The following is a 2,465-nucleotide window of genomic DNA, read 5'->3' as shown; positions in this document are numbered from 1 at the left end:
GCTGCGGCGGCGGCGACGAGCGCGGTGGCCAGCCCGGGTGCGACGTCGGCGACGTCGACGCCGGGCTCGCCGCGCCACAACGCCCGGGCGACACGGACGGCATCGAGGGCGCCGCTCGCGTCACCGGCGTCGAGCGCGGCGCGGGCGGTGGCGGCCGTCCGCCGGGCGACCGCGAGGTCGTGGTCCCCACCCAGCACGTAGCCGCCGTCGCGTGACGCGACGACCTGCGCCGAGGAGACCGCGCGGGTCCGCGACACGACGGTCTGCAGCGCGCCGCGCGGGTCGGCGGGCGGGTCGTCCGGCCACACGTCGTCCACGAGGTCCCGCCACGCGACGGTCCCGGTGCTCGCGAGGGCGAGCGCGACGACCAGGGCCCGGGAGCGGGCACCGCGCGGGGCGACGAGCGTGCCGGTGCCGTCGGCCGCCACGAGGACCGGCCCCAGGACGGCGGCGGCGAGCGGCGGGAGCACCCGACAACTCTAGGTGCGGGTGCACGGCGGACCGGCGCGGGACGCGCGTCGCGCGCTGACCTGCGCCGATCCGGGCGCAACGGAAACAACCGGGACGATGTGGGCGCCGGTGCCTACGCTGCTGTGGCATGACCGACGCGATCACCGCCACCGGACTGGTGAAGCGGTACAAGGACGTCACGGCGCTGGACGGCGTCGACCTCACCGTGCCGACCGGCTCGGTGCTCGGTCTGCTCGGCCCCAACGGGGCGGGCAAGACCACCATCGTCCGCATCCTCACGACGCTGCTGCACCCCGATTCGGGCTCGGCGACCGTCGCGGGCGTGGACGTGCTGCACCACCCGAGGGAGGTGCGCCGCCGCATCGGGCTGTCCGGCCAGTACGCCGCGGTCGACGAGTACCTCACGGGCTTCGAGAACCTCGACATGATCGGGCGGCTCTACCACCTGGGTGCCAAGCGGTCGCAGCAGCGGGCCCGTGAGCTGCTGGCGTCGTTCCGGCTGGAGGACGCGGCCGACCGCCCCTCCAAGACGTACTCGGGCGGCATGCGTCGGCGCCTGGACCTCGCGGGCGCGCTCGTCGCGGACCCGCCGGTGATCTTCCTGGACGAGCCGACGACGGGCCTGGACCCGCGGGGCCGCACCGAGATGTGGGAGGTCATCCAGAACCTCGTCGCGCGCGGCACGACCCTGCTGCTCACGACGCAGTACCTCGAGGAGGCCGACCTGCTCGCCGACGAGATCGTCGTCATCGACCACGGCCGGATCATCGCCCAGGGCACGTCCGACGACCTCAAGCTCCAGGTGGGGGGCGAGCGGCTCGAGCTGACCGTCCGTGACCCGGGGCGCCTGGACGACGCCCGCCGCCTGCTCGAGCCGCTGGGGGTCGGTGCGGCGAGCCTCGACGCGGGTCGCCGCTCGCTGCTCATGCCCGTCGACGGCGGGCCGCGCACGCTGTCGGAGTCGTTGCGGCTCCTCGACGACGCCGGGGTGGTGCTCGACGACGTCGGGCTGCGCCGGCCCACGCTGGACGACGTCTTCCTGTCGCTGACGGGACGTCCGGCCGAGGAGGCCGCCGCCGGGGCGGCCACGGCGAGCGGCGCGGGCCCCGGCAGCACCGCCGGAACCGGAACCGGGACCGCTGCGACCCGCCCGTCCGGAGGTGCATGATGGCCGCCCCGACGGTCCTGTCCGACGCCTACGTCGTCGCGAAGCGCAACCTCATCAAGATCAAGCGGGTCCCGGACCTGCTGGTCTTCACGACGCTGTCGCCCATCATGTTCGTCCTGCTGTTCGCGTTCGTGTTCGGCGGCGCGATCGACGTGCCGGGCGGGTCGAGCGCCGACGCGTACCGCGAGTACCTCATGGCAGGGATCTTCGCGCAGACGGTGATCTTCGGCGCGACCATCACGGGCGCGGGCCTGGCCGAGGACATCAAGAAGGGCATCATCGACCGCTTCCGGTCGCTGCCGATGGCGCCGTCGGCGGTCCTCACGGGCCGCACGCTGTCCGACGTCGTCAACAACGTGCTCGTGCTCGTCGTCATGAGCCTCACGGGGCTGCTCGTCGGGTGGGGCATCCACAGCTCGGTCGGCGAGGCGGCGCTCGGCTTCGTGCTGCTGCTGGTGTTCGCCTACGCGATCTCGTGGGTCATGGCGTGGCTCGGGATGCTGGTGCCGAGCGTCGAGGTGTTCAACAACGCGACGTTCATCGTCATCTTCCCGCTGACGTTCGTCGCGAACACCTTCGTCCCGCTCGAGTCGCTGCCGGCGGCCCTGCAGACGTTCGCCGAGTGGAACCCGGTGTCCGCCGTCACGCAGGCGTCGCGCGAGCTGTTCGGCAACATCCCGCCGGGCGTGCCGACGCCCGACGCGTGGCCGCTGCAGCACGCGGAGCTCTACACGCTGATCTGGACGGGCATCTTCCTGCTGGTGTTCATCCCGCTCGCGAACGCGCAGTACCGGCGCTCGGCGAGCCGCTGAGACGACGACGCGGC

Annotated in this window: 3 protein-coding genes; 2 read left to right on the top strand and 1 reads right to left on the bottom strand. The window is 73.3% G+C overall.

Annotated features, from left to right (window positions below; genetic code table 11):
- The coding region (locus CBZ_RS18525; protein WP_281274906.1) for an AfsR/SARP family transcriptional regulator at nucleotides 1-470 on the bottom strand (470 nt) is incomplete at its 3' end.
- A 128-nt stretch (nucleotides 471-598) separates the two neighbouring features.
- Between CBZ_RS18525 and CBZ_RS18520 the strand changes: the two genes are divergently transcribed.
- A complete protein-coding gene (locus tag CBZ_RS18520; RefSeq protein WP_130782937.1) occupies nucleotides 599-1,639 on the top strand; it encodes an ATP-binding cassette domain-containing protein in 1,041 nt (346 codons plus the stop codon).
- The gene (locus CBZ_RS18515) at nucleotides 1,639-2,451 is read left to right on the top strand and encodes an ABC transporter permease (protein ID WP_130782936.1); all 813 of its coding nucleotides are present in this window, start codon (nucleotides 1,639-1,641) and stop codon (nucleotides 2,449-2,451) included. The genes CBZ_RS18520 and CBZ_RS18515 overlap by 1 nt, the downstream gene beginning before the upstream one ends.
- Nucleotides 2,452-2,465 lie beyond the last annotated feature (14 nt).

It is taken from the genome of Cellulomonas biazotea (assembly GCF_004306155.1).
GTDB lineage: Bacteria > Actinomycetota > Actinomycetes > Actinomycetales > Cellulomonadaceae > Cellulomonas > Cellulomonas biazotea.
Note: the sequence above shows the minus strand (reverse complement) of the source record. Positions and strands in the feature narration are given on the sequence as shown.

Coding starts and splice junctions, on each gene's coding strand:
- CBZ_RS18520 (WP_130782937.1), top strand. CDS start 599: ATGACCGACGCGATCACCGCCACCGGACTGGTGAAGCGGTACAAGGAC.
- CBZ_RS18515 (WP_130782936.1), top strand. CDS start 1,639: ATGGCCGCCCCGACGGTCCTGTCCGACGCCTACGTCGTCGCGAAGCGC.